Below are 4,370 nucleotides of genomic sequence, written 5' to 3' on the forward strand. Positions count from 1 at the left end.
GCCGCGATCGGCCTGGCCAGGCGTATCCTGCGACACTCCGATCTGGCGATTGCCGGCATCCTCACGGCAGTGGCCCGCGGCCTCAACCAGAGCATCGCCGAAGGGTTGCTGGTCGAGGCCGAGCAGTTCGCCCGCATGGCCCCGACCGCTGATCTGCGCGAAGGGCTGAATGCCTGGATGGCACGCCGCGAGCCGGGCTATGACGGCTCGTGGACGCATATCGCGCGTCCCGACGAGGCCAGGCGAGCCTGAAGCGGGTCGCCTGAAAGGCCAGGCGACCCGCTTCAGGTCTTTGTTTTTATGCATGTCGTTCTCCCAAAACCGAGGTCACTTTTGGGCGACATGCACTCGTTGGCGTTGGATCAGGGCGCCACCACCAAACGGCCTTTCATGTTGGGGTGAAAGCGGCAGAAATAGTCGACCGGTCCCGCGGCCTTCAATGTCAGGCTTGCGGATTTCTTCGGCGGGATCATCACTTCCCAGCCGCCTTTCACGGTGGCCGTGTGGGCGAACACATCCTTGTTCACCCACTCGATCGTGTCGCCGACCTTGGCCTCGACGCTGGCTGGCGAGAACACCAGCCTGTCGATGATGACCTGGATGGTTTCTGCTCGCGCCGGAACGGTACCGACGGCCAGCGTCAACGCAATCCACAGATGGCGTTTCGGCATGCTCCCGGTCCTTACTTGAGCATGCCGGCGACGTGCTCGGCGTGCTGCTCATGGCCCTGGAAAATCTTCAGGCCGGTTTCCAGCAGGCTCTTCAGGTCGGCATTCTGCGCCGACGGGATCAAAAGGGTTTCGAGCGCGCCGTTGACCTGCTTGTGGTAGGCGACCTCGTTATCGACATAGGCCTTGTCGAAGGCAGCGCCGTCGAGTTTGGCGAGCTTGGCCCGCTCCTCCGCCGCAGCTTTGGTCAGCGCCTGGCTGGTGGCGTTGTCTTCCGGCGTGACCTTGAGCTTCTTCACCAGATCGAGCGCCTGCACGTTCACGGCTTCGTGGTCGCGCACCATGTCGTTGGCGAAATCCACGACCTCCTTGGTCTTCGATTTTTCGATGGCCAGCTTGGCCGCTTCAATGTCGATGACCCCGGCCGTATAGGCGATGTGAGCGATCTGCGGATCGGTTGGCTTGTCGGCGGCTTGTGCGAGCGGGGCGGTGCCGAGCAGCAGCAGGGCGGCGAGCGCGGCAGTGTGTCGGATGGACATGGCATCTCCTTTGCCGGACGCTGAAAATCTCGCCGGACTGTGTTTTCGGTTGACGGTCGTTGGATGCTGGCCAGCGGCAAACGTTCCCGCCAAAATCAATTGAATCCGGTGAGGCTCAGCTTTCCAGCCCGAGCCGCCGCATGACCGCGCTGGTCAGTCGTTCGCAACGCCGGCCGGCGAAGGGGAAGGCATCGAGCAGCACCGGCCCGATCTGATCGTCCAGCGCCTTGCGCACGAGGGCGCGGGCGCGGTGCAGCCTTGTCTTGACGGTTTGCGGCCGCACGCCGAGGAGATCGGCGGTCTCCTCGATGCTCAGCCCCTCGATCACCCGCGCTACGAACACCGTCCGGTAGACGTCGGGAAGGCTGTCTGTGGCCTGTTCGACCAGTTGGAGGATCTGCCTTTGCGCCATCGTCCGTTCCGGATCGTCGCTGGGGTGGAGGGGGAACCGGATGATCTCGGCTTGCGGATTTTCCGGCATTGCCACCGTTCTGCGCCTTTTGCGCAGGCGGCCGAGCGCCTCGTTGATGACGATGCGCGACAGCCATGTGGCGAGCGAGGAGTCGCCGCGAAACGCATCGAGATGGGCGAAAGCCTTGAGGTAGGCCTCCTGGACGATGTCCTCGGCCTCGCTGTCATTGCGCACGACGCCGCGCGCGATCCGGTAGAGCCGCTGATTATGTGTCTTGATGATGGTGCGGAAGGCGTCGTCGTCGCGCGCCAGCGCGCGGTGCACAAGCTGCATCTCGCCTGGCACAGCGGAAGGCACGGCCGTCAACACAGCAGGCATCGCCAGTTTCCTCAACCCAATCTCCGAACCAAGATTCTCGATCGGGAGATTGGACGCTGTCGCCGGCAGAAGGTTCCCGAAGATTTTCTGCCGGGTCCGGCGGCCGCTACCCTACAGTGCGAGCGAAGGCTTGTCAGGCAGCCTGCAGGCGCGCCGTGGCCGCCAACAGATCGGTCTGGGTGATCAGCCCGAGAATCCGCTTGTCGTCGTCGACGATGATGACCGCATGGCTGCGGCCGTCGGTGAGCACCGGCAGCAGACCCATGGCGGCAAAGCCTGCGGCGGCTGTTGCCGCGGGCGATATAACGGATCCGACCGTCCCAAAGGCCTGGGTGAGTTCGCGCAATCCCACGGTCCCTGCCAGCCTGGCTTCAGCATTGACGACCGGCAGGGTCCGGATGTTGTGGTCAAGCAGCAATTGGCGCGCCGCCTCGGTCGAGGTGTGAGCATCGACCGAGATGACATCGCGCGACATGATGTCCTCGCACAGAAGGGTCTTGTGCGCGCGCACCATCGCCTGCAATTCGACCTGCCGCAGCAGCCGGTCGAGATCGTTGCGATCGATATCGAACGTCTCGTCGAGTGCGCCAAGCGCGGCATCGATGTCTTCGGAGCGGAAGCCGACGCGCAGTTGCGCCGGCGGATCGCCGGTGCCGTGGCTGTTCGCCGGCGCTGCAACCGGCACATGCGGATAATTGCGCCGGGCCAGCCTGTGGAAGCCGTAGCCGAGCGCCACCAGCAGGATCGAGTTCAGCGCCACCGGCACGAATGGAAACAGGAAGCCGGCGCTGATGACGGCAGGCCCTCCCAGCACCGCGGTCAGCGCGGCCGCTCCGCCCGGCGGATGCAGGCAGCGCGTGAACGACATGGCGGCAATGGCCAGTGCCACCGCGATGCCGCTGGCAAGGGCGGTTTCGTGGATGAAATGCGCCACGATCACGCCGACCAGCGCCGATATCGTGTTGCCGCCGATGATCGACCATGGCTGTGCCAGCGGACTGGCGGGCACGGCGAACAGCAGCACCGCCGACGCCCCCATCGGCGCCACCAGCAGTGGCACATGCGGGCCGTTGCCGAGCACAAGGCTGGCGATCACGCCGGTGAGTGCAATGCCGATCGTCGCGCCGATACAGGCGACGAGACGCTCGCGCAGCGTCGCACCGGCAAGAATGGGAACAAAAAGGCGGAAAGCCATGGGGTCGAAAACTCTGCCGGTATTCCAGGGGAAGTCGAAAATGTGCTGATCGCACCGCAATGACGCGGCATCGTTGAATTTGAAAGCCAAACTGATCCGGTAAACCGCAATTTTAGGGAATAGAATTCCGCTACGCAGCCGCCGCGGCGGTCAGGCCGCGCGAGATGTCGGCCTTCAGGTCGTCGACGTCCTCGAGGCCGATCTGCAGGCGGATCAACGGACCCTCATAGGGCGCTTTTGGAACGACGCGGTCGCCGAGCCAGACCGGTACGGCAAGGCTCTCATAGCCGCCCCAGGAATAGCCGAGGCCGAAGATCCGCAGCGCGTCGAGAAAGGCGTGCTGCTGCTTCTGGCCGCCACCGGCAAGAACGATGGAAAAGATGCCGCTGGAGCCGGAGAAATCTCGCTTCCACAGAGCGTGGTCCGGATGGCTGGGCAGGGCCGGGTGGAGCACGCGCGCCACGCCCTTCTGGCCCTCGAGCCAGGAGGCGATGGCAAGCGTACTGCGCTGATGGTGTTCGAGGCGCACGCCCATGCTGCGCAGGCCACGCAGCACCTGGTAGACGTCGTCGGGTCCGGCGCAACAGCCAAGCGTGCAGAAGCTTTCGTAGAGGTGCGTCCAGCAGCTCTCATTGGCCGACACCGTGCCGAGCAGCACGTCGGAATGGCCGGCCGGGTATTTGGTCGCCGCATGGATCGAGATGTCGACACCGTGGTCGAGCGGACGGAAATAGAGTGGCGTCGCCCACGTATTGTCCATCATGACGATGGCTCCCGCGGCGTGTGCCGCCTTGGCGATGGCCGGGATGTCCTGCACCTCGAACGTGTTGGAGGCCGGCGATTCCGTGAACACCACCTTGGTGTTGGGCTTGATCAACGCCGCGATGCCGGCGCCGACATCGGGGGCGTAATACTCGACCTCGACGCCCAGCCGCTTCAGCATCGTGTCAGCGAAATTGCGGGTTGGATGATAGACGGTATCGACGATCAGCAGATGGTCGCCGGCCGAGACGAAGGCGAGCAGCGGCACCGTCACCGCCGCAAGGCCCGACGGCACCAGGATCGTGCCTGCCGAGCCTTCCAGCGCGTCTATGGCATGGGCAAGCGCATCGGTCGTCGGTGTGCCGCGCGTGCCGTAAGTGTATTTCTGGGTGCGCGCCGCCATCGAAGCCGCGTCG

General features: G+C 64.4%; 5 protein-coding genes and 1 pseudogene. 1 reads left to right on the forward strand and 5 read right to left on the reverse strand.

From position 1 onward, the window contains the following. A pseudogene (locus tag EN749_RS31545) lies at positions 1-252 on the forward strand (enoyl-CoA hydratase); the annotation flags it as partial. Positions 253-362: 110 nt separating this feature from the next. Here EN749_RS31545 and EN749_RS31550 read toward each other — a convergent pair. The 5 genes from EN749_RS31550 to EN749_RS31570 all read right to left on the reverse strand — a co-directional run. Continuing rightward, a complete protein-coding gene (locus EN749_RS31550; RefSeq protein WP_127810818.1) occupies positions 363-671 on the reverse strand; it encodes a cupredoxin family copper-binding protein in 309 nt (102 codons plus the stop codon). Positions 672-682: 11 nt separating this feature from the next. After that, positions 683-1,207, reverse strand: coding sequence for a DUF4142 domain-containing protein (locus EN749_RS31555; RefSeq protein WP_128364624.1), 525 nt, complete (start codon positions 1,205-1,207; stop codon positions 683-685). A 115-nt stretch (positions 1,208-1,322) separates the two neighbouring features. Then, positions 1,323-1,997, reverse strand: coding sequence for an RNA polymerase sigma factor (locus tag EN749_RS31560; protein ID WP_127810816.1), 675 nt, complete (start codon positions 1,995-1,997; stop codon positions 1,323-1,325). A 133-nt stretch (positions 1,998-2,130) separates the two neighbouring features. Next, positions 2,131-3,192 (reverse strand): HPP family protein, encoded by a 1,062-nt coding sequence (locus tag EN749_RS31565; RefSeq protein ID WP_127810815.1) that lies wholly within the window; start codon positions 3,190-3,192, stop codon positions 2,131-2,133. 130 nt (positions 3,193-3,322) lie between these two features. Beyond that, positions 3,323-4,370, reverse strand: a 1,048-nt coding sequence (locus EN749_RS31570) for a cystathionine beta-lyase (RefSeq protein ID WP_128364625.1), incomplete at its 5' end; no start/stop codon positions are given.

The organism is Mesorhizobium sp. M7A.F.Ca.ET.027.02.1.1 (assembly GCF_004022985.1).
GTDB lineage: Bacteria > Pseudomonadota > Alphaproteobacteria > Rhizobiales > Rhizobiaceae > Mesorhizobium.